This is a genomic window from Kitasatospora sp. NPDC059408 (assembly GCF_042751525.1).
Classification (GTDB): domain Bacteria; phylum Actinomycetota; class Actinomycetes; order Streptomycetales; family Streptomycetaceae; genus Kitasatospora.
The window spans coordinates 1-22,574 of record NZ_JBHYWI010000032.1; the positions used below are offsets into that span (position 1 = coordinate 1).

16 protein-coding genes are annotated in these 22,574 nt (G+C 72.0%); 12 read left to right on the forward strand and 4 right to left on the reverse strand.

Features of this window, described 5'->3' with window-relative positions; translation table 11 throughout:
• Nucleotides 1-98: 98 nt before the first annotated feature.
• Both lon and ACFXDE_RS21860 read right to left on the reverse strand, forming a co-directional pair.
• Nucleotides 99-2,510: an endopeptidase La gene (lon, locus tag ACFXDE_RS21855; RefSeq protein WP_380496528.1), complete on the reverse strand. Its 2,412-nt coding sequence runs from the start codon at nucleotides 2,508-2,510 to the stop codon at nucleotides 99-101.
• A gap of 145 nt (nucleotides 2,511-2,655) precedes the next feature.
• Entirely contained in the window at nucleotides 2,656-3,465 is an 810-nt protein-coding gene (locus ACFXDE_RS21860; RefSeq protein WP_380496529.1) for a rhomboid-like protein, read from the reverse strand.
• A 569-nt stretch (nucleotides 3,466-4,034) separates the two neighbouring features.
• Between ACFXDE_RS21860 and ACFXDE_RS21865 the strand changes: the two genes are divergently transcribed.
• The 7 genes from ACFXDE_RS21865 (at nucleotide 4,035) to ACFXDE_RS21895 (ending at nucleotide 14,715) form a co-directional block, all read left to right on the forward strand.
• A complete protein-coding gene (locus ACFXDE_RS21865; protein WP_326846781.1) occupies nucleotides 4,035-4,772 on the forward strand; it encodes a response regulator transcription factor in 738 nt (245 codons plus the stop codon).
• Between the two features lie 76 nt (nucleotides 4,773-4,848).
• Complete coding sequence (locus ACFXDE_RS21870) at nucleotides 4,849-5,979, forward strand: sensor histidine kinase (RefSeq protein ID WP_380496530.1); 1,131 nt, start codon at nucleotides 4,849-4,851, stop codon at nucleotides 5,977-5,979.
• A 358-nt stretch (nucleotides 5,980-6,337) separates the two neighbouring features.
• Nucleotides 6,338-10,081: a multifunctional oxoglutarate decarboxylase/oxoglutarate dehydrogenase thiamine pyrophosphate-binding subunit/dihydrolipoyllysine-residue succinyltransferase subunit gene (locus ACFXDE_RS21875; RefSeq protein WP_380496531.1), complete on the forward strand. Its 3,744-nt coding sequence runs from the start codon at nucleotides 6,338-6,340 to the stop codon at nucleotides 10,079-10,081.
• Nucleotides 10,082-10,336: 255 nt separating this feature from the next.
• The gene (locus tag ACFXDE_RS21880) at nucleotides 10,337-12,349 is read left to right on the forward strand and encodes a serine/threonine-protein kinase (RefSeq protein ID WP_380496532.1); all 2,013 of its coding nucleotides are present in this window, start codon (nucleotides 10,337-10,339) and stop codon (nucleotides 12,347-12,349) included.
• Nucleotides 12,350-12,381: 32 nt separating this feature from the next.
• Nucleotides 12,382-12,561 carry a DUF6104 family protein gene (locus ACFXDE_RS21885; protein WP_063347844.1) on the forward strand — a complete coding sequence of 60 codons (180 nt, stop codon included), beginning with the start codon at nucleotides 12,382-12,384 and terminating at the stop codon, nucleotides 12,559-12,561.
• 191 nt (nucleotides 12,562-12,752) lie between these two features.
• The gene (locus ACFXDE_RS21890; protein WP_380496533.1) at nucleotides 12,753-13,676 is read left to right on the forward strand and encodes a DUF4097 domain-containing protein; all 924 of its coding nucleotides are present in this window, start codon (nucleotides 12,753-12,755) and stop codon (nucleotides 13,674-13,676) included.
• Between the two features lies 1 nt (nucleotide 13,677).
• A complete protein-coding gene (locus tag ACFXDE_RS21895; protein ID WP_380496534.1) occupies nucleotides 13,678-14,715 on the forward strand; it encodes a helix-turn-helix transcriptional regulator in 1,038 nt (345 codons plus the stop codon).
• Between the two features lie 125 nt (nucleotides 14,716-14,840).
• Here ACFXDE_RS21895 and ACFXDE_RS21900 read toward each other — a convergent pair whose 3' ends face one another.
• Nucleotides 14,841-15,803, reverse strand: coding sequence for a zinc-binding dehydrogenase (locus tag ACFXDE_RS21900; RefSeq protein WP_380496535.1), 963 nt, complete (start codon nucleotides 15,801-15,803; stop codon nucleotides 14,841-14,843).
• Nucleotides 15,804-15,927: 124 nt separating this feature from the next.
• A complete protein-coding gene (locus tag ACFXDE_RS21905) occupies nucleotides 15,928-17,124 on the reverse strand; it encodes an NADP-dependent malic enzyme (protein WP_359966099.1) in 1,197 nt (398 codons plus the stop codon).
• A gap of 591 nt (nucleotides 17,125-17,715) precedes the next feature.
• Between ACFXDE_RS21905 and ACFXDE_RS21910 the strand changes: the two genes are divergently transcribed.
• From ACFXDE_RS21910 to ACFXDE_RS21930, 5 genes are all read left to right on the forward strand, one after another.
• The gene (locus tag ACFXDE_RS21910; RefSeq protein ID WP_380496536.1) at nucleotides 17,716-18,642 is read left to right on the forward strand and encodes an ABC transporter substrate-binding protein; all 927 of its coding nucleotides are present in this window, start codon (nucleotides 17,716-17,718) and stop codon (nucleotides 18,640-18,642) included.
• A 459-nt stretch (nucleotides 18,643-19,101) separates the two neighbouring features.
• Nucleotides 19,102-20,034, forward strand: a complete 933-nt coding sequence (locus tag ACFXDE_RS21915) for an ABC transporter substrate-binding protein (RefSeq protein WP_380438560.1) — start codon at nucleotides 19,102-19,104, stop codon at nucleotides 20,032-20,034.
• A gap of 119 nt (nucleotides 20,035-20,153) precedes the next feature.
• A complete protein-coding gene (locus ACFXDE_RS21920) occupies nucleotides 20,154-21,044 on the forward strand; it encodes an amino acid ABC transporter permease (RefSeq protein ID WP_380438558.1) in 891 nt (296 codons plus the stop codon).
• Between the two features lie 38 nt (nucleotides 21,045-21,082).
• Entirely contained in the window at nucleotides 21,083-21,835 is a 753-nt protein-coding gene (locus ACFXDE_RS21925; protein ID WP_380438607.1) for an amino acid ABC transporter ATP-binding protein, read from the forward strand.
• Nucleotides 21,836-21,959: 124 nt separating this feature from the next.
• Entirely contained in the window at nucleotides 21,960-22,559 is a 600-nt protein-coding gene (locus ACFXDE_RS21930; RefSeq protein ID WP_359966114.1) for a CGNR zinc finger domain-containing protein, read from the forward strand.
• Nucleotides 22,560-22,574 lie beyond the last annotated feature (15 nt).

Sequence of the window (22,574 nt, forward strand, 5' to 3'; positions counted from 1 at the left end):
TCGGCAGCGTCTGTTGTTTATATGACACTGGACACCCCCGGCGGCCAGGCCCGGGGGGGGTGCGGCCGTGCCGCCCCGCCCCGGGCCCTGATCCCGCGTCAGGCGGCGGCGACGAGCACCTCGGCCGGCTCCAGGGCCAGCTTGAGCACCTCGCGGACGTCCGCCACCGGGTGCACGGTGAGCCGCTCCAGCACCTCGGCCGGGACGTCGTCCAGATCGGCCTCGTTGCGCTTGGGGATGATCACCATGGTGATCCCGGCCCGGTCGGCGGCGAGCAGCTTCTGCTTCACCCCGCCGATCGGCAGCACCCGTCCGGTCAGCGACACCTCGCCCGTCATCGCCACGTCCGTGCGCACCTTGCGGCCGGAGAGCAGCGAGGCGAGCGCGGTGGTCATGGTGATGCCGGCGCTCGGTCCGTCCTTGGGGACAGCCCCGGCCGGGACGTGCAGGTGCACGCCGCGGTCGCGCAGCGAGGTGACCGGCAGCTCCAGCTCGGCGCCGCGCGAGCGCAGGAAGGAGAGCGCGATGTGCGCGGACTCCTTCATGACGTCGCCCAGCTGCCCGGTCAGGGTCAGCCCGGTGCCGCCCGTCTCGGCGTCGGCGAGCGAGGCCTCGATGTAGAGGACGTCGCCGCCGGCGCCGGTGACCGCGAGGCCGGTCGCCACGCCGGGGACGGCGGTGCGCCGCTCGGCCGGCTCCTGGGCGGCCTCCGGCACGTGGTGCGGTCGGCCGATCAGGGCGCGCAGGTCGTCCGCGCCGATCACGGCGGGCAGCTCGCGCTCGCCGAGCTCGGCCTGCGCGGCGATCTTGCGCAGCACCCGGGCGATCGAGCGCTCCAGGTTCCGCACGCCGGCCTCCCGGGTGTACTCCCCGGCGAGCCTGCGCAGCGCCGCCTCCTCGACGCCGACCTGTCCGCCGCCGAGCCCGGCCCGCTCCAGCTGGCGCGGGAGCAGGTGGTCGCGGGCGATGACGACCTTCTCGTCCTCGGTGTAGCCGTCGAGCCGGACGAGCTCCATCCGGTCGAGCAGCGGCTCGGGGATGGCCTCCAGCACGTTGGCGGTGGCGAGGAAGACGACGTCGGAGAGGTCGAGCTCGACCTCCAGGTAGTGGTCCCTGAAGGTGTGGTTCTGCGCCGGGTCCAGCACCTCCAGCAGGGCGGCGGCCGGGTCCCCCCGGTAGTCGGAGCCGACCTTGTCGATCTCGTCGAGCAGGACGACCGGGTTCATCGAGCCGGCCTCCTTGATCGCCCGCACCAGGCGGCCGGGCAGCGCGCCGACGTAGGTGCGCCGGTGGCCGCGGATCTCGGCCTCGTCCCGGACGCCGCCGAGCGCGACCCGGACGAACGTGCGGCCCATCGCGCGGGCCACCGACTCCCCGAGCGAGGTCTTGCCGACGCCGGGCGGCCCGACCAGGGCCAGCACCGCACCCCCTCGGCGGCCGCCGACCAGCCCGAGCCCCTGCTCGGAACGGCGCTTGCGCACCGCGAGGTACTCGACGATGCGGTCCTTCACGTCGCCGAGGCCGGCGTGGTCGGCGTCCAGCACCGCGCGGGCGCCGGTGATGTCGTACGCGTCCTCGGTGCGCTCGTTCCACGGCAGCTCCAGGACGGTGTCCAGCCAGGTGCGGATCCACGAGCCCTCGGGCGACTGGTCGGACGCGCGCTCCAGCTTGTCGACCTCCTTCAGCGCGGCCTCGCGGACACCGGCGGGCAGGTCGGCCGCCTCGACGCGGGCACGGTAGTCGCCCTCCTCGTCGGCCGGGTCGCCGTTGAGCTCGGCCAGCTCCTTGCGGACGGCCTCCAGCTGGCGGCGGAGCAGGAACTCCTTCTGCTGCTTGGCCACGCCCTCCTCGACGTCCTTGCGGATCGTGTCGTTGACCTCCTCCTCGGCGAGGTGGTCGCGCAGCAGCGCCAGCGCGTACTCCAGGCGGGCGACCTGGTCGGCCTCCAGCAGCACCTTGAGCTTCTGCTCGGCGGTGGCGAAGGGCGCGTAGCCGATGTTGTCGGCGAGCTCGCCGACGCCCTCGATCCGGTCCACCCGGTCGACGATCTGCCAGGCGCCGCGCCTGCGCAGCCACTGGGTGGACAGCGCCTTGTACTCCTTGACCAGCTCGGCGGCCCGGCCGGCCACCGGCATGCCGACCGAGGACTCCCGGAACGGCGTGGTCTCGACCCAGAGGGCGGCGCCGGGGCCGGTGGTGCCGGCCCCGATCCGGACCCGCCGCACGGCGCGCACCAGCGCCGCCGGCTGCCCGATCGCGTGGGGGCCGTCGGCCAGCCGGCCGACCTGCTCGACGGCGGCCAGCGTGCCGACCGCCGCGTACGAGCCGTCCACCCGGGGGACCAGCAGGACCTGCGGCTTGTCGGCGCCGCCGGCCGCCGCGCGGGCGGCCTCCACCGCGGCGCGCACCTCGGTGTCCTTCAGGTCCAGCGGGACGACCATGCCCGGCAGGACGACCTCGTCGTCGAGCGGCAGCACGGGCAGGGTGAGCGGTGCGGACGTCGATGCCATGATCTCTCCCCAGTCAGTGAACTTGAGTCGACCTGACTAAGGCTTCGGGGGCACCGGATGTTCCCCGAGCTTTGTTCGCCGTGAGCGAACGGAAAAGGGGTGCGGGCGGAGGCGGCGGGAAGGTCGTCAAAAACCCCCGAACGAGTTAACGGACGTCCAAGACCGGGGCGCCGCCGGCGGCCGCGGCCGGCCCGGGACCGGCCTCCGGAACCTCCGCGCGCAGCGGGCGCGGCCCGCGCCGGGGGCCGTGGCGCAGCCAGCGCCACAGCGCCACGCCGGTCAGCACCGCCACCGGGTGGCCCACCGCGGTGACCAGGTCGTTCTCGGTGACGATCTGCTCGGCGATCAGCGCCGCCGCGCCGCCCAGCGCCAGCAGCCGCCCGCGCCGGGAGAGCAGCCCGGCGAGCGCGCCGAGACTGACCAGCACGCCGTAGCTGACCCCGATGTCCAGGTAGTCCATCGCCGCGGACTCCAGGCGCCCGGTCTCCACGGCGGTGATCACCACCGCCTGGGACAGCAGCGTGGCCGTCACGTGCCCGATCGCGAAGACCGCCGCCGCCCGCCGGGAACCGACCCGGCGCTCCAGCGGCGCGACGGTGAAGGCGAATCCCCAGAGGTACGGCATCCACACCGAGCCGGCCACCCAGAAACCACTGAGCAGCAGCGCCCGCAAAGGGTGGTGCAAAAGATTGTGGCCGTCCGAACTGGAGGCCTCCTGCAGCCGCAGGACGAGATCCGGATCCGCGAGTTCGGCAAAGGTCGTGGTGGCGCCCACCACGGCGAGATATCCGAGGGCGAAAGGGTTGCGCCGGGGCGTCGGCACCCGGGCCAGCAGCCACTCGGCCACCCCGGTGCGCAGCCCGAGCCGGAGCATCCCGTACGGCGGTCCGGCCCACGGCGGGCACGGCCCCGGGCGCGGTCCCGCCGGTCCGCCACCGCGCCGCAGTCCAGCCATGCCGCCTCCGCTCCACGCCCGCAGCAACCGGTCCCCGGCTCCCGCCCGGGGGAACCAACGTACCGGCGCGCGCCCGCAATCCCTCCCGCGGGGCGTTGTCGTGATCACGTTACGTCGAGGTTCTGAGAACCAGCTGAGAAAAGCCCGTGAAGACCGGGGAACCGGCCGACCGGCCGGATTCCGGCATTGGTCCAGACCTACTTCCGTTTGACCCGTCAGTAACGGCCCTGACCGGCGACTTGGCGTCAACTCGACTGCATACGTACCGTTACGCAGTGAAAAAACGCCGGGTAAGGTATCGGCCCGTGCCCACTCGTGAGTGGGTCCGAGAGCGGGCCGGAACCGGCCCAACGGGCCGGAAACGTCCGGTCCACCTGCCGGGAGGCAGCCGCTGTCCGTACGCTGCGAAGTGCGCGGGAGAAGCGGGTGGCCGACCTCCGCCCTCCGATCCGCGCACGCGACGGGACGGCGGACCCGGCACACAGTCCACGACGGAACAAGACTACGAAGCGGAGCCCCGCCATCCCCACAGGTGGCCGGCCCGCAGCCCTGGGGGCGGTGGCGTGACCGTGACAGAAATTCAGCAGGACAACAGCAACAGCGGCGGCACGGTGAGCAGCCAGCGCAGAGTGCTGGTGGTGGAGGACGAGCCCACGATCGCGGAGTCGATCGCGGCCCGGCTGGGCGCGGAGGGCTTCAAGGTCGCCGTGGCCCACGACGGCCCCGGCGCGGTCGACGGCTTCCACACCTGGCAGCCGGACCTGGTCGTCCTCGACATCATGCTGCCCGGATTCGACGGCCTCGAAGTGTGCCGCCGGATCCAGGCCCAGCGACCGGTGCCGGTGCTGATGCTGACCGCGCGCGACGACGAGACGGACCTGCTGGTCGGCCTCGGCGTCGGTGCCGACGACTACATGACCAAGCCCTTCTCCATGCGCGAACTGGCCGCCCGGGTCAACGTGCTGCTGCGCCGCGTCGAGCGCGCCCAGCAGGCCGCCCGCACGCCCGCGCTCGGCTCGCTGCGCTTCGGCGAGCTGGAGATCGACCACGTGCAGCGCCGGGTGCGGCTCGCCTCGGGCGACGTCCACCTGACGCCGACCGAGTTCGACCTGCTCGCGTGCCTGGCCGCCCAGCCGCGCGCCGTGCTCACCCGCGAGCAGCTGCTGGCCGAGGTGTGGGACTGGACCGACGCGTCCGGCACCCGCACCGTCGACAGCCACGTCAAGGCGCTGCGCCGGAAGATCGGCGCCAGCTGGATCCGCACCGTCCACGGTGTCGGCTACGCGCTGGAGGCCCCGCTCTCCTAGCGGCGCCTCGGGCATCGGGCCTCCGGGGGGCCCGTGTCCCGAACCGCCGTACCCATGCGGGGGACCACAGGGACCAATGACCTTTCCACAGCAACGCAACGGCGACGCCGCCGGCACCCGGTCGCAGACCCTCGCCGCCCGCGCCGCCCGCCGGGTCTGGGCCGACATCCGGCCGCTCGACCCCGTCCGGTCGATCAAGGGCAAGCTCGCGCTGCTCGTGATCGTCTCCGTCTTCCTCGCCAGCGGCATGGTCGTCGTGGCGATGAAGTCCGAGACGCAGATCCGCATCATCATGATCTTCTCGATGATCGCGTCGCTGCTCTTCATGCAGTTCCTCGCGCACGGGCTCACCGCCCCGCTGCGCGAGATGACCGCGGCCGCCCGCGCGATGGCCTCCGGCGACTACAGCCGCCGGGTCGAGGTGAGCTCGCGCGACGAGATCGGCGAGCTGGCCGCCACCTTCAACCAGATGGCCGCCGACCTGGAGGCCGCCGACCGCCACCGGCGCGAACTGGTCGCCAACGTCTCGCACGAGCTGCGCACGCCCATCGCCGCGCTGCGCGCCGTGCTGGAGAACGTGGTGGACGGCGTGGTGCAGCCCAACCCGGCGACCCTCGAAGCCGCCCTGGAGCAGACCGAGCGGCTCGGCCGCCTGGTCACCCACCTGCTCGACCTCTCCAAGATCGACGACGGCGTGGTCGACCTCGACGCCCGCCCCTTCGAGGTGCGCGAGTTCCTCGACGGCGTGCTGCGCGGCGTCACCGTGGACGGCGCGACGGCGGGCGGGGCCTTCTCCCGGCGCGGGGACGTCCGGCTCGCGCTGGAGGTCAGCCCGGCCGGCCTGACCGGCGTCGCGGACCCGGAACGCCTCCACCAGGTGGTCGCCAACCTCGTCGACAACGCCTGCAAGCACTCCCCGCCCGGCGGCACCGTGACGGTGCGCGCACGGCCCGACGGCGAGCCCGGCGGCCTGCTGCTGGAGGTCGAGGACGAAGGGCCCGGCATCCCGCCGGCCGACCGCAACCGGGTGTTCGAGCGGTTCAGCCGCAGCGGCACGGCCACCGCCCAGGGGCCGGGCTCCGACGGCGGCACCGGCCTCGGCCTGGCCATCGCCCGCTGGGCGGTGGACCTGCACGGCGGGCGGATCGCGGTCGCGGAGTCCCCGCGCGGCTGCCGGATCGAGGTCCGGCTGCCCGGCCCGCGCTGACCCGCGGCGACCGGCCCGCATGATCGTCTCGTGCGATCCCCCAAGGGAGGTCCCGAAGGGCTCCCGAGGGTGCGCAGTGGGGTTTGTGTCACAGATCCGACACAGACGTACACGAAGATCGTTCGAAGATTCGACCTGGCCTTTGTCCGTTTTCATCCCGATTTGCGGGGCGATCGGGCCTGGTCGGTTCCCCTCAGATGCGCGTTTCTAACGCACATTTTCGGCCAATCTGCAGGTCAGGACTGTGATCTGGACGACGCCTGCCCCCCGGGGACTGCGCGATCACTGGTCAGGGGCGTAGCCTTAATCCCCGCTGTCCAAACATCCCAAAAGGAAGCGGAAGAGGGCGGTTGCCGCCGTGTCGCCACAGTCCCAAGAAACCCCCAACAGCTCGGCTAGCTCCACTGGCTTCGGTCCCAATGAGTGGCTCGTCGATGAGATCTACCAGCAGTACCTCCAGGACCCGAACTCGGTCGACCGAGCCTGGTGGGACTTTTTCGCCGACTACAAGCCCGGTTCCGAGGTGACCCCAGTGACCCAGGCCGCGACCCAGGCCGGCCCCACGCCGACCCCTGCCGCTGCCCCCGCGCCCGCTGCTGCTCCGGCCGCCGCGCCCGCCCCCGCCGCGCCGGCCGCCCCGGCCCCGGTGGCGGCTCCCGCGCCGCTCGCCGCCGCGCCCGCCGCACCGCCGGCCCCCAAGGCCGCGGCCCCGGCCGCCCCCGCCGCTCCCGAGGCCACCGGCCCGGAGCTGGTCCAGCTGCGCGGCCCGGCGAAGGCCGTCGCCACCAACATGGACGCCTCGCTGGAGGTGCCGACCGCGACCTCGGTCCGCGCCGTCCCGGCGAAGCTGTTGATCGACAACCGCATCGTCATCAACAACCACCTGCAGCGCGCCCGCGGCGGCAAGGTCTCCTTCACCCACCTGATCGGCTACGCCCTGGTCCAGGCCATCAAGGCCCACCCGGGGATGAACCACAGCTACAAGGTGGAGGGCGGCAAGGCCTTCCTGGTCAAGCCCGAGCACATCAACCTGGGCCTGGCCATCGACCTGGTCAAGCCCAACGGCGACCGCCAGCTCGTCGTCGCGGCCATCAAGAAGGCCGAGACGCTCGACTTCTTCGGCTTCTGGCAGGCCTACGAGGACATCGTCCGCCGGGCCCGCGCCAACAAGCTGACCATGGACGACTTCACCGGCGTCACGGTCTCGCTGACCAACCCCGGCGGCATCGGCACCGTGCACTCCGTGCCGCGCCTGATGCAGAACCAGGGCACCATCGTCGGCGTCGGCGCCATGGAGTACCCGGCCGAGTTCCAGGGCTCCGCCCCGGAGACCCTGTCCCGCCTGGGCGTCTCCAAGATCATGACGCTGACCTCGACCTACGACCACCGCGTCATCCAGGGCGCGGCGTCCGGCGAGTTCCTGCGCGAGATCCACCGCCTGCTGCTCGGCGAGAACGGCTTCTACGACGAGATCTTCGAGTCGCTGCGGATCCCGTACGAGCCGGTCCGCTGGGCCACCGACGTCGCCACCACCCACGACGACGAGGTCAACAAGACCGCCCGCGTCATGGAGCTCATCCACGCGTACCGCGTGCGCGGCCACCTGATGGCCGACACCGACCCGCTGGAGTACAAGCAGCGCAAGCACCCCGACCTGGACGTCGTCCAGCACGGCCTCACCCTGTGGGACCTGGAGCGCGAGTTCGCGGTCGGCGGCTTCGGCGGCCAGAAGATGATGAAGCTCCGCGACATCCTCGGCCTGCTGCGCAACTCGTACTGCCGCACCGTCGGCATCGAGTACATGCACATCCAGGACCCGAAGCAGCGCAAGTGGATCCAGGAACGCCTGGAGAAGCCGTACTCCAAGCCCGAGCGCGACGAGCAGCTGCGCATCCTGCGCCGCCTGAACTCCGCCGAGGCCTTCGAGACCTTCCTGCAGACCAAGTACGTCGGGCAGAAGCGCTTCTCGCTGGAGGGCGGCGAGTCGCTCATCCCGCTGCTGGACGCCACGATCGACGCCGCCGCCGAGCACCGCCTCGACGAGGCCGTCATCGGCATGGCCCACCGCGGCCGCCTGAACGTGCTGGCCAACATCGTCGGCAAGCCGTACGCCCGGATCTTCGGCGAGTTCGAGGGCAACCTGGACCCGAAGTCGATGCACGGCTCCGGCGACGTCAAGTACCACCTGGGCGCCGAGGGCACCTTCACCGGCCTGGACGGCGAGACCATCAAGGTCTCGCTCGCCGCGAACCCCTCCCACCTGGAGACGGTCGACCCGGTCGTCGAGGGCATCGTCCGCGCCAAGCAGGACGTCCTGGACCAGGGCGGCACCACCTTCCCGGTGCTGCCGATCCAGATCCACGGCGACGCGGCCTTCGCCGGCCAGGGCGTCGTCGCGGAGACGCTGAACATGTCGCAGCTGCGCGGCTACCGCACCGGCGGCACGATCCACCTCGTGGTGAACAACCAGGTCGGCTTCACCGCCGCCCCGGCGTCCTCGCGCTCCTCGATGTACTGCACCGACGTGGCCCGCATGATCGAGGCCCCGATCTTCCACGTGAACGGCGACGACCCGGAGGCCGTGGTCCGCGTCGCGCGGCTCGCCTTCGAGTTCCGCCAGGAGTTCCACAAGGACGTGGTGATCGACCTCATCTGCTACCGCCGCCGCGGTCACAACGAGGCCGACAACCCGTCGTTCACCCAGCCGCTGATGTACGACCTCATCGACAAGAAGCGCTCGGTGCGCAAGCTGTACACCGAGGGCCTGATCGGTCGCGGCGACATCACCATGGAAGAGGCGGAGCAGGCGCTCCAGGACTTCCAGGGCCAGCTGGAGAAGGTCTTCGCCGAGGTCCGCGACGCGGCCCAGACGCCGGCCGTCGGCGCCACCGGCAAGCCGGTCGCCGACTTCCCGGTCAGCATCCAGACCGGCATCTCCCAGGAGATGGTCAAGCGGATCGCCGCCTCGCAGGTCAACCTGCCGGAGTGGCTGACCGTCCACCCGCGCCTGTTCCCGCAGCTGCAGCGCCGCGCCGCCTCGGTCGAGGACAACACCATCGACTGGGCGATGGGCGAGACCCTCGCCATCGGCTCGCTGCTCATGGAGGGCCACCCGGTCCGCCTGGCCGGCCAGGACAGCCGCCGCGGCACCTTCGGCCAGCGGCACGCCGTCCTGATCGACCGCAAGACCGGCGAGGACTACACCCCGCTGCAGTACCTCACCGAGGACCAGGCCCGCTACACCGTCTACGACAGCCTGCTGTCGGAGTACGCGGCCATGGGCTTCGAGTACGGCTACTCGCTGACCCGCCCGAACGCGCTGGTCATGTGGGAGGCGCAGTTCGGCGACTTCGTCAACGGCGCGCAGACCATGGTGGACGAGTACATCGCCTCCGCCGAGCAGAAGTGGGGCCAGCACTCGGGCGTCACCCTGCTCCTGCCGCACGGCTACGAGGGCCAGGGCCCGGACCACTCGTCCGCCCGCCCGGAGCGCTTCCTGCAGCTGTGCGCGCAGAACAACATGACGGTCGCCATGCCGACGCTGCCGTCGAACTACTTCCACCTGCTGCGCTGGCAGGCGCACAACCCGCACCACAAGCCGCTCGTCGTCTTCACCCCGAAGTCGATGCTGCGCCTGAAGGCCGCGGCGAGTGCGACCGAGGAGTTCCTGTCCGGCTCGTTCCGCCCGGTCATCGGCGACTCCACCGTCGACCCGGCGCAGGTCCGCAAGGTGGTCATCACCGCCGGCAAGTTCTACTACGACCTGGAGGCGGCGCGCACCGAGCGCGGCGTCACCGACACGGCGATCGTCCGGGTCGAGCGGCTCTACCCGCTGCCGGTGGCCGAGCTCCAGGAGGAGCTGGCCCGCTACGGCGACAACGTCCAGTTCATCTGGGCGCAGGAGGAGCCGGCCAACCAGGGTTCCTGGCCGTTCATCGCGATGAACCTGGTCGACCACCTGCAGGTCGTCATCGGCCGCAGCGCCAACGGCTCGCGCCTGCGCCGCGTCGCCCGCCCGGCGGCGTCGTCGCCGGCGGTCGGCTCGGCCAAGCGCCACGCCGCCGAGCAGCAGGCCCTGATCGAAGAGGTCTACTCGATCTGAGGCCCTGAGCCAGGCTGACGCAACCGGCCCCCGTCCTCCCCTCGCGGGAGGGCGGGGGCCGTTTCGTTTGCGGCAGAACCGTTTCCCCACGATGCCATGTCAAGGTCGCAGCTCTGCAACCAATCGGATACCGGCGTGCCGGGCCGGCTGACGGATCGATAGGTTATGCCTCGCCAGATCGCTGCCCCGGGAGCCCCGTCACCGCGGCCCGGGCCGGTCGGACGACCTCACCGCTCTCCCAGGGGGATGACCCAGATGACCGCCGACACGCCGAGGGACGCCAGCAAGCTCCCGCCGGTCTTCCAGCCGCTGCAGCCCGACGACCCCCGGGAGGTCGGCGGCTACCGGCTCTTCGCCCGGCTGGGCGCCGGCGGCATGGGCCGGGTCTACCTCTCGTATACGCCGGGCGGGCGCCCGGTCGCCCTCAAGGTGGTCCGCCCCGAGTTCGCCGAGGACGGCGAGTTCCGCCGCCGCTTCGCCCAGGAGGTCAGCAACGCCCAGCGGATCCACGGGCTCTACACCGCGCAGGTGATCGACTCCGGCGGCCTGGACTCGGACGCCCCCTGGCTGGTCACCGCGTACGTGCCCGGCCCGTCCCTCCAGCAGGTCGTGCGCGAGAACGGCGCGCTGCCGGTGCGCACCGTCCTGCTGCTGATGGGCGGCATCGCCGAGGCGCTGCAGGCCATCCACAGCGTCGAGGTGGTGCACCGCGACCTCAAGCCCGCCAACGTGCTGGTCGCCGGGGACGGCCCGCGGGTGATCGACTTCGGCATCGCCCGGGCCGCCGACGCCACCGCGCTGACCGGCACCGGCTACCGGATCGGCTCCCCCGCCTTCATGTCCCCCGAGCAGGCCCAGGGCCGCCCGGTCACCCCGGCCACCGACGTGTTCGCGCTCGGCGCGCTGGCCGCGTACGTGGCCGGCGGCGCGGCGCCGTTCGGCGACGGCCCGGACACCGCCGTCCTCTACCGGGTCGTGCACGAGGAGCCCGACCTGGACGCCGTCCCGGCCGACCTGCGCGAGCTGGTCCTGCGCTGCCTGGCGAAGCTCCCGGAGGACCGGCCGACGCCCGCCGAGATCATCCAGGTCGCCCGCAACCACCCGGAGGTCGGCGGGCAGCTGCGGTTCGGCGAGGACTGGCTGCCGCGCCAGGTCAACACCGAGATCACCCGCCGCTCGGACCTGCCCAAGACGCCGCCCACGCCGGTGCCGGCCGTCCCGGCCACCCCGCCGACCCCGATGCCGGCCGTGCCCGCCACTCCCCCGCCGCCGGCCGTCCTCCCGTCGCCCACCGGGCCGACCCACCCGGCCACGGCCGTCACCCACCAGCCGCCCGCGGGCCCCCCGCCCGGCTTCGTGCCGCCGCCGGTCGGCGCGTACGGCGCCCCGCAGCCGCCCACCGAGGCGCCGACCGCCCCGGTGCTCACCTCGCCGCCCACCGTGCAGCTGCGCAGCGAGCCGCCGACCTACGACACCCCGCCGCCCGGCCCGGTGGTCACCGACGTCCCCGAGCCCGCCAAGCCCGAGCCGAAGGCCAAGAAGGGCGGGGTGTCCTGGAAGGCCCTGCTCGTCGTCGCCCTGGTGATGGCGATCGGCGGCACCGCGGGCGGCGTCTTCCTGATGAAGAAGCTGAACGACGGCAAGTCGACCGGCAACCCGCCGGCCGCCGCCCAGTCCCAGAGCCAGTCGGCCGCGCCGCTGCCGACGTCGGGCGCCGTCACCGCCCCGGCCACCGGCGCGAGCCCGTCCTCCGGCAACACCCCGGTGACGGCGCCGACGGGCAGGCCCTCCACGCCCGGCGCCACCGTCTCGGCGCCCGCCCGGCCCAGCGGCTACACCCCGGCACTCGACAAGGTCTCGCTCGCCATCCCCGGCGCCGAGTACACCAGCGACGCCTACCGGATCGACCTGAACGCCGGCAAGGTCGTCCCGCACGACACCAACCTGAAGTGGGGCTTCGGGCTCGGCAAGGCGAACTGCTGCGGCGGCCGGGCGGACGCCTTCTCCGCCTACGGGGACAACGCCTCCGACTTCGCCGTGATCAGCGAGGCCAGCGTCACGCCGGAGCAGTGCGCGAGCGCGATCGACTCCCGCCCGGACACCGACCTCAGCTTCAACCACGTCCCGGCCGGCCGGCTGCTGTGCATCCGCGACCGGGTGACCCAGAACATCGCCGTCGCCGTCGTGGAGGTCGCCGACGCGAGCACCGGGGCCGCCAAGGTGACCATCAGCTCCTGGCGGGCCAACGGCCAGGCCGGTCTATCCTGACCAGGTCAACCCCCATCCGACCGGAGCGAACCGTGTACTTCACCGACCGAGGCATCGAGGAGCTGCAGAACCGGCGCGGCGACGAGGAGGTCACCTTCGAGTGGCTGGCCGAGCGCCTGCGCGAGTTCGTCGACCTCAACCCCGACTTCGAGATCCCGGTCGAGCGGCTGGCCACCTGGCTGGCGCGGCTCGACGACGAGGACGACGAGTGACGCGGTGAACCGCCCGCGAGAGGCCCGGAGGCTACTGCCCTCCGGGCCTCTCGCATTGTCCCGTAGGGGTGGCCTCAGGGCCGCGTCCGGGCCGGGATCAGGGGCCGAACCGCTTGCTTTTCCCGCCACGCGATATATCGTCTTCAGCAGGGAACGCGATACATCGCGAGTCGCAACGGGAGGCGGCAGAGATGAGCCAGTGGACGGTCGAGGGACCCGACAGCATCACCATCGACGAGGCCGTGCGCACGGTCAGCGTGCGGGTCGTCGACGGCACCGTGAACGTGGTGGCGGCCGACGGCCCGGCCCGCCTGGAGGTCACCGAGCTGCGCGGCGAACCGCTGCACGTGACGCTGGTCGACGGCGTCCTCACGGTCACCTACAAGGACATCAGCAGCTGGGGCGAGGTCGGCGACTGGCTCAAGTCCGCCACCTCGATCAAGAGCTTCTTCGGCTCGCTCAAGAACAAGCGCGTCGCCGGCGTCACCCTGACCGTCCCGGCCGGCACCGAGGTCAAGGTCGGCACCGTCTCGGCCGGCGCCACCGTCTCCGGCTTCGCCGGCCACGTGTCGGTGCAGAGCGCCAACGGCGACGCCACGCTGGTCGGGCTCAGCGGCCGCACCGACGCCAACACCGTCTCGGGCGACGTGGACGCCCAGTCGGTGGGCGGCCAGCTCAAGGTGAACACCGTGTCCGGCCGGCTCACCGTGGTCGCCGGCACGGCCGAGCGGATCCAGGCCAACTCGGTGACCGGCGCGGTCACCCTGGACCTCGACGTGCTCACCCCGGCCGACATCAAGGTCACCACGGTCAGCGGCCAGGTCGCCGTCCGGCTCCCCTCGCTCGCCGACGCCCGGGTCGACGCCGGCTCCACCAGCGGCGACGTCTCCAGCACCTTCGACCAGCTCAAGCTGGGCGGCAGCTGGGGCGCCAAGCGCCTGTCCGGCCAGCTCGGCGACGGCCAGGGCAGCCTCGCGGTGACGACCGTCTCCGGCGCCGTCACGGTGCTGCGCCGCCCGGACGCGGAGGACGAGGAGCCGGTGGTGGTCCGCGAGCTGCCGGCCGGCCCGAGCCTCGACAAGCCCGCCGGACCCGACCTCACCAAGGAGGCGTGAGATGAGCCCCGTCTTCGGCCACGGCCGGCTGCGGCTCTACCTGCTGAAGCTGCTGGACGAGTCCCCGCGGCACGGCTACGAGGTGATCCGCCTCCTGGAGGAGCGCTTCCAGGGCCTCTACGCACCCTCCGCCGGGACGGTCTACCCGCGGCTCGCCAAGCTGGAGCAGGAGGGCCTGGTCGCCCACAGCACCGAGGGCGGCCGCAAGGTGTACCGGCTCACCGAAGCCGGCCGCACCGAACTGGCGGGCCGCCAGGCCGAGTTGGACGAGCTTGAGGTGGAGATCCACGACTCCGTGACGCAGCTCGCCGGGGCGATCCGCGAGGACGTCCGGGACAGCGCCAAGAACCTGCGCGAGGAGCTGTGGAACGCCGCGAAGGCGGCCCCCAGGCCGGACCGCGCCGAGGACGGGGACCCGTGGGCCGGGCCCTGGGGGGACAAGGAGTCCTGGCAGCGCGCCAAGGACGAGTTCACCCAGTTCAAGCGCCAGGCCAAGGAGCAGGCCAAGCGCGCCAAGGACCAGGAGAAGGCCGCCAAGGCCAAGGCGAAGGCCGCCGAGGAGGAGGCCCGCCGGCTGCGCGAGCAGTCCAGGGCCGCCCGCACCGCGGCCCAGCAGGAGGCCCTGCGGATCAAGCGCCGGGTCGAGCAGCAGGTGCGCGAGCACGCCGCGAAGGGCGACTGGCCGACCGGGCTGGCCGAGGGCCTCTCGGAGCTGACCAAGGGGCTGGCCGGGCTGGCCGACGCGGCCCGCTGGGGCCACCCGGGGGCGGAGGCGCCCGCCGCCCCGGCCGACGAGGTCACGGTGACCAGGATCGACCTGGACAAGGACGAGCCGGCCGCCGCCCCGGCCGACCTGCCGCCGTGGGCGGCGACCGACCCGGCCGGCGACCCGGCCCGGGAGCTGGAGCGGCTGCTCGACCGCTTCCGCGACCAGGTCCGCGACGCGGCCCGGGACGGCGGGGTGACGCCCGAGGGGCTCGCCGAGGCGCGCTCGGTGCTCGGCGCGGCCGGCGAGCGGCTCAAGCGACTGCTCGGCTGAGGCGGGCCGCACGGCAGGACAACAGGACCGGACGGGCCCGGCGCTTCTCGGGGGAGAGCGCCGGGCCCGTCCGCACGTCCGGGGACGGGCCGACGGGCCGACGGCTCCTGCAGGTCCTGCGGGTCCTACGGGTTGAGGACGATCTTGCCGAAGACGTCACCCTTGGCGAGCCGGGCGAAGCCCTCCCGGGCCTCGGCCAGCGGCAGCACCGAGTCGATCACCGGCCGGACGCCGGAGGTCGCGCAGAGCGAGAGCAGCCCGGCCAGCTCCTCCTTGGTGCCCATGGTCGAGCCGACCACCTTGAGCTCCAGGAAGAAGATCCGGTTGAGCTCGGCGGCCTTCGGGCTGGGGCCGGAGGTGGCACCGGAGATGACGATGGTGCCGCCCGGGCGCAGCGACTTCACCGAGTGCGACCAGGTGGCGGCGCCGACCGTCTCCATCACCGCGTCCACCCGCTCCGGGAGCCGGGCGCCGCTCTCGAACGCCGCGTCGGCGCCGAGCCCGACGGCCCGCGCGCGCTTGGCCTCGTCCCGTCCGGTGACCCAGACCCGCAGGCCGGCCGCCTTGCCGAGGACGATCAGCGCGGTCGCCACCCCGCCGCCCGCGCCCTGCACGAGGACGGTGTCGCCGGGCTTCACCCCGGCGTTCGTGAACAGCATCCGGTAGGCCGTCAGCCAGGCCGTGGGCAGGCAGGCGGCCTCCTCGAAGGTGAGCTCGGCGGGCTTGGGCAGCAGGTTCCAGGTCGGGACGGCCACCCGCTGGGCGAAGGTGCCCTGGTAGCGCTCGGTGAGGATGGACCGGGGCTCGTCCGGTCCCACCCCGTGGCCGGACTGGCCGATCACCGAGTGGAGCACGACCTCGTTGCCGTGCTCGTCGATGCCGGCCGCGTCACAGCCGAGGATCATCGGCAGCCGCTCGGCGGGCAGGCCGACGCCGCGCAGCGACCAGAGGTCGTGGTGGTTGAGGCTGGCGGCCTTCACGGTGACCACGCTCCACCCGGGGCGGGCCCCGGGCTCGGGGAGTTCGCCCAACTCCAGTCCGGACAGCGGGTCGTCGGCGTCGATGCGGGCGGCGTAGGCAGCAAACATGCTCGGGACGATAGCGGCGACGGCCGGGGCCGGGAACCACGCGTGGGTGTGACGCGTGTCCCGGCCCCGGCCGTCTGGTCCCTCGGTCGTCCTGCCGCGCCGGTCACCGGACCGGCCGCCCGGCTCAGATCCGGGCGACGCCCTCGGCGCGCGCGGCCTCGGCGACGGCCTTGGAGACCGCCGGGGCGACCCGGTCGTCGAACGGCGAGGGGATGACCTTCTGCGGGGTCAGCTCGTCGGCGACGACGCCCGCCAGCGCCTTGGCGGCGGCCAGCTTCATGCCCTCGGTGATCCGGCTCGCCCGGACCTGCAGGGCGCCCGCGAAGATGCCGGGGAAGGCCAGCACGTTGTTGATCTGGTTCGGGAAGTCGCTGCGCCCGGTGGCGACGACGGCCGCGTACTTGTGCGCGACCTCGGGGTGGATCTCCGGGTTCGGGTTGGCCATCGCGAAGACGAACGCGCCCTCGGCCATCGTCGCGACGACCTCCTCCGGCACGGTGCCGCCGGAGACGCCGATGAACACGTCGGCGCCGGACAGCGCGTCGGCCAGCGAGCCCTTGAGGCCGGAGCGGTTCGTCAGCGCCGCGATCTCGGCCTTGACGTCCGTCAGGTCGCCGCGGCCCTCGTGAACCACGCCCTTGCGGTCGCAGACCGCGACGTCGCCGATGCCGGCCGCGAGCAGCATCTTGGCGATGGCGATGCCGGCCGCGCCGGCGCCGGAGATGACGGCCCGCAGCGAGCCGACCTCCCGGCCGGTCACCTTGGCGGCGTTCCACAGGGCGGCGGTGGTGACGATCGCGGTGCCGTGCTGGTCGTCGTGGAAGACCGGGATGTCCACGGCCTCCTGCAGCCGGCGCTCGATCTCGAAGCAGCGCGGGGCGGAGATGTCCTCCAGGTTGACGCCGCCGAAGGAGGGCGCCAGCCGGACCACGGTCTCGACGATCTCGTCCACGTCGGTGCAGGCGAGCGCGATCGGCACCGCGTCGACGCCGCCGAACTGCTTGAACAGGATCGCCTTGCCCTCCATCACGGGCAGCGAGGCCTGCGGGCCGATGTCGCCGAGGCCGAGCACCGCGGTGCCGTCGGTGACCACGGCGACCGTGTTGGACTTCCAGGTGTAGTCGTTCACCAGCTCCGGCTGCTCGGCGATGGCCGTGCAGACCCGTGCGACACCCGGGGTGTAGGCGAGGGACAGGTCGTCCGCGTCGCGCACCGGGACGGTCGCCCGGATCTCCATCTTGCCGCCGCGGTGCAGTGCGAAAACGGCGTCGACCGGATCGTCGGTGTCCTGGGTGCTGCTGTGGATGATCTCCGCTGCCACGATGACCTCTTCGTCATTGTTCTGGCGAGGACGCGCGGCCGACGGACGGAGCGACCCCGTCCGGAAACCGGAAACCGGAAACCGGGTACGCCGAAGCGGACCCGGGGGCGGGGTCGGGGCGCTGCGTCGGGCGGCGCCCTCGGATGAGGGTTTTATGGGGTCTTTTAAAAGTCCGCGTCGTACTACCGGGCGAGCGTAAGTCGGACGAAGGCGTCGCACCTGTGCCTTTTCGTCCTCGTCACGAGCAGTTCATCGCCGCGCTGTCGCGTCACGGGCCCGGCTTCGGAAGCGCCGGGCTCCGGCGGCGGCAACGGCGATGACGCACGTACACCCGCAGGAGTGAACGCAGACACGGAGGGGAGCAGGTGTTCCGGATACGGAGCCGCGTGAGGACTTCCGTTCCTGAGCACCCCGAGCCTGTCGGGACTCGGCGGTCTGGTTCGCGTTCGGGGGTCACCCGGTACCGAATTCTGACACACCCGCCCACCGGCCCGGCAGGGCGGGATGACAGGATCGCTTGTCCGCCATCCGCCGTACACCACCACGGCACCCTGGCGACCGCACAGACCTCCCACAGGAGCAACCACCCTCATGCACCACCGCACCCGTTCCCGACGGTCCGCCGTCACCGGCGCCGCCCTGGCCGCCACCGGAGCCCTGCTGTTGACCGGCTGCAACGACGGCGGACAGGCCGCCGCGAAGGACCCGGTCCAGGAGATCCGCGCCAAGCTCCCGAAGGCCCAGCGCTCCGCGGGCGCGCTGCGCATCGGGATGGACGTGAACTACGCGCCGGTCGAGTTCCGCGGCCCCGACGGCAAGCCGGCCGGCCTGGACCCGGAGATCGCCACCGCGCTGGGCAAGATCCTCGACGTGCGGGTCGAGCTGGTCGACACCCCGTTCGACAAGCTGATACCGAGCCTCCAGTCCAAGCAGTACGACGTCGCGATGTCCGCGCTGAGCGACATCCAGAAGCGCCGCGAGGGCCTGGACGACAGCGGCAAGCAGGTCGGCCCCGGCGTCGACTTCGTGGACTACTTCATCGCCGGCACCTCGATCGTCGTCCCCAAGGGCAACCCCAAGGGCATCAAGACCCTGGACGACCTGTGCGGCCGCACGGTGGCGCTCCAGCAGGGCACCACGCAGGACGAGATCATCACCCGTCAGGTGGCCGTCTGCGCACGCACCGGCCGCCAGCTGACCCCCCACAAGTTCGACAGCGACACCAAGGCGCTGGCCGAGGTCGCCTCCGGCGCCGCGGCGGCCGGCGTCAACGACTTCCCGGTGGCCGCGTACGCGGCGAAGAGCACCGACGGCGGCAGCCGCTTCGAGGTGACGGGCGCGCAGTCCACGTCCAACCCGTACGGGATCGCGTTCCGCAAGGGCGACACCGAGCTGCGCGACACCCTGGCGAAGGCCGTCGACCAGCTCATCCGCAGCGGCGAGTACGACAAGATCCTCGCCAAGTGGGGCGTCCAGGCGGGCGCGGCCCAGAACGCGGTGGTCAACGGCGGCATCTGACGGCGGCGTCCGGCAGCGGCGTCCGGCAGCGGCATTCGAAAAAACAGGGGGCGGCGGGCCTCCCGGCGCAGCGCAGAGGGATCTGCATACTTATACGCAGGGTGACAGGGACAAGGGAATCGTCCGAATAGCGGACAGCACGGCCCCTCGTTATCCGATTTTGATCTGAATGAGGGCCTTCCGACCGTCATCAGATGGCAGGATTCCCCCCATCTCGGATCGAGCCGACCACTGGTCGAGGCGGTTCGGTCAACGTCCACCTCGGCGGAGGGTGGCGGAAGCAGTATCCAAGCACCACCCTGGACACCCCCGGTCCAGGCGCACGAACCGGCCCTGCCCGTACGACGACGTACAGCGCCGTGTGTGTACCCGTACAGCGCCGTACGGCCTTGCTGCCCCGGTGCGCCGCTTCCCGCGGCGCGCTCCGCCCGACCTCTCCCTCAGGAGGAGATCCCCCTCATGACCGCCCGTACCCAGCGCACCCGTCTCCTCGCGGCCGGCGCCGTCGCCGCGTCCCTGACCCTCGGCCTCACCGCCTGCGGCAGCAGCGGTTCCTCCAGCGGCTCCTCGGCCGGCGCGAACGCGAGCGCCACGGTCCCGGCCGTGTCCGCCGACCCGTCGCTGGCCGCCCTCGTCCCGGCCGACGTCAAGTCCGCGGGCAAGATCGTCGTCGCCACGGACGCGTCCTACGCGCCCAACGAGTTCAAGGACGACAAGGGCAACATCGTCGGCATGGACGTCGACCTGGCCACCGCGATCGCCAAGAAGCTGGGCCTGAGCGCCGACGTGCAGAACGCCACGTTCGACTCGATCATCCCGGGCATCACGGGCAAGAAGTACACCCTCAGCATGAGCTCCTTCACCGACACGAAGGAGCGCGAGGCCACGGTCGACATGGTCACGTACTTCAACGCCGGTACGGGCGCCGCGGTCAAGAAGGGCAACCCGGACAAGGTCGACCCCAAGGACCTGTGCGGCAAGAAGGTCGCCGTCCAGACCGGCACCACCCAGGCCGACTCGATCAAGGACACGATCAACCCCGCCTGCGTCAAGGCCGGCAAGCCGACCGTCCCCAACGACGGCGACAAGTTCGACCTGCAGACGGACGTCACCCAGGCGCTGGTCTCCGGCCGCGACCAGGTCATGCTGGCCGACTCCCCGGTCGTCGACTACGCGATCAAGCAGACCAACGGGCAGCTGGAGAAGGTCGGCGACGTCACCGACACCGCCCCGTACGGCGTCGTGCTCGCCAAGGGCTCGGACCTGACCAAGGCGGTCCAGGGCGCCGTCCAGTCCCTGATGGCGGACGGCACGTACAAGAGCATCCTGGAGAAGTGGGGCGTCCAGGCGGGCGCGATCGACAAGCCCGTCGTCAACGGTGCCACCAGCTGAACCGCTCCTCTGAACACAACCCCTGAGGCCACACAGTGAACCCTTCCGACCAGGGGTCGGTGCCCCCGGGACGGCCTGAGACCATCAAGGCCGTCCCGGTCCGCCACCCCGGACGCTGGGTGGGAGCAGCCGTCGTCGCCGTCCTCGCGGCGATGCTGATCCACGCCCTCATCACCAACAGCCAGTTCCAGTGGGACGTCGTCGGGAAGTACCTCTTCGACTCCTCGATCACGCACGGCCTCGGCGTCACGCTCGAACTGACCTTCCTGTCGATGGCGATCGGCATCGCCGGCGGCATCACGCTGGCGATCATGCGCCTGTCGCCGAACCCGGTGCTCTCCAGCACGGCGTGGTTCTACATCTGGGTCTTCCGCGGCACCCCGGTGCTGGTCCAGCTGCTGTTCTGGAACTTCCTGGGCTCGCTCTGGGCCAACATCTCCATCGGCATCCCGTTCGGCCCGGCCTTCTGGTCCGAGCCGACCAACCAGGCGATCCCGCTGTTCGTCGCGGCGCTGCTGGGCCTCGGCCTCAACGAGGCCGCGTACATGGCCGAGATCGTCCGCGGCGGCATCCAGTCCGTGCCGCTCGGCCAGACCGAGGCCGCGCACGCGCTGGGCATGAGCCAGTTCAAGACCATGCGGCGGATCATCCTGCCGCAGGCGATGCGCGTGATCATCCCGCCGACCGGCAACGAGACCATCTCGATGCTGAAGACCACCTCGCTGGTCTCGGCGATCTCGCTGGAGGAGCTGCTCCGGGCCGGCCAGAACATCTACTCGCGCACCTTCCAGACCATTCCGCTGCTGCTCGTCGTCAGCATCTGGTACCTGCTGATGACCTCGATCCTCACCGTGGGCCAGTACTACGTCGAGCGGCACTACGCCCGCGGCGCCAACCGTGCGCTCCCGCCGACCCCGCTGCAGCGGCTGCGGCGGCTGTTCGCCGGCAAGCCCGTCCCGCGGGCCGAGAACGACGTGGTCCCGGGCATCGAGGGAGGCGGTCACGTATGACCGATCTGACCAAGCCCACCGACTCCCGGCCCGTGCCGATGGTCGAGGCGCAGGGCGTGCGCAAGTCCTACGGCCTCGTGGAGGTGCTCAAGGGCATCGACCTGGAGGTCCGCAAGGGCGAGGTGTTCGTCCTCGTCGGCCCCTCCGGGTCCGGCAAGTCGACCTTCCTGCGGTGCATCAACCACCTGGAGAAGATCAACGGCGGCTTCCTCTCGGTCGACGGCGAACTGGTCGGCTACCGGATGAAGGGCGACCGGCTCCACGAGCTGAAGGAGAGCGAGGTCGCGCAGAAGCGCCGGGACATCGGCATGGTGTTCCAGCACTTCAACCTGTTCCCGCACATGACCGCGCTCGAGAACGTCATGGAGGCGCCGGTCCAGGTCAAGGGCGAGTCCAAGGCCGAGGCGCGCGAGCGCGGCATGGCCCTGCTGGAGCGGGTCGGCCTGTCCGACAAGGCGAAGAGCTACCCGTCGCAGCTGTCCGGCGGCCAGCAGCAGCGCGTCGCGATCGCCCGCGCGCTGGCCATGAAGCCCAAGCTGATGCTCTTCGACGAGCCCACCTCGGCGCTCGACCCGGAGCTCGTCGGCGAGGTGCTGGACGTCATGCGCGGCCTCGCCGAGGAGGGGATGACGATGATCGTCGTCACCCACGAGATGGGCTTCGCCCGCGAGGTCGGCGACGCGCTGGTGTTCATGGACGGCGGCGTGGTCGTCGAGTCCGGCAACCCCCGCGACGTCCTCACCAACCCGCAGCACGAGCGCACCCGGTCCTTCCTCTCGAAGGTCCTCTGAGCGTGCGCTGAGCGAGCAACCCTTGGCGCCCGGCAGGCCGATCCTGCCGGGCGCCGCCGTTTTCCCGATCCGGGTAATAGGCTGGACGCAATCAGCCCGTTACCGAACCACTGGAAGGACCGCCGTGGAGCTCGCCTCCTACGCCGATCTCGCCGTTCGGCTGGTGAACACCGAGGAACCCGAGCGCGGCACCGACACGCTGACCTCGGTGGACGCCGTGCGCGCCCTGTTCTCCGAGTCCTCTCGCGCCGCCGCCCTGGCCGACGAGTCCGACCTGCCCCGCCTGCGGGCGGTGCGGACCAGGCTGCGCGGGGTCTTCGAGGCCGCCGCCGAGGGCGACGAGGTACGTGGCGTCGACCTGCTGAACAGCCTGCTCATGGAGTACCCCGTCAGCCCGCTGGTCTCCGGCCACGACTACCTCGACGACGCCGGCCGGCCGCGCTGGCACCTGCACCTCGCCGACAACTCGCCCACCGCCACCGCGCACTTCAGCGCCGTCGCGTGCATGGGCCTGGCCGTCCACCTCACCGAGCTCGGCGCCGACCGGCTCGGGATCTGCCAGGCCGCGCCGTGCCGCAACGCCTACCTCGACACCTCCACCAACCGCTCCCGGCGCTACTGCTCGGACCGCTGCGCCACGCGCGCCAACGTCGCGGCCTACCGGGCCCGCAAGCGCCAGGAGGCCCAGGACGCGGCGCTCGGACCGCAGCAGCTGCAGGCCTAGGCGCGCATCCGCCAG